The organism is Vibrio sp. 10N.222.49.C9 (assembly GCF_041474985.1).
Classification (GTDB): Bacteria; Pseudomonadota; Gammaproteobacteria; order Enterobacterales; family Vibrionaceae; genus Vibrio; species Vibrio crassostreae_C.
Map to the genome: position 1 here is coordinate 1 of NZ_JBFRVD010001565.1, position 302 is coordinate 302.

The window sequence follows — 302 nt, forward strand, 5'->3', positions numbered from 1 at the left end:
ATCTTCTGCAGGGTTATTCTGTAGATGCTAACGGCAATATCATGCAGGGTACGATCACTGATATTAACGTATCAAACAGTGCGCTTAATGCTCGCGCTACAGATAACGTGGATTTCTTGGCTAACTTAGATGCGAATGCAGAAGACATCGACATGGTGGCTACACCATTCGACCCAAGTGATCCGAAAACGTACACAAACAGCTACACGACTCCAGTATACGATTCGCTTGGTAACGAGCACATCGTCACTCAATACTTTGTTAAGACCGGTCCGAATACTTACGAGGTGATTGCACAAACT

General features: G+C 44.7%; 1 protein-coding gene. It reads left to right on the top strand.

Translation table 11 applies throughout. From position 1 onward, the window contains the following. Positions 1-302, top strand: a 302-nt coding sequence (locus AB4585_RS29285) for a flagellar basal body FlgE domain-containing protein (protein WP_372172332.1), incomplete at both ends; no start/stop codon positions are given.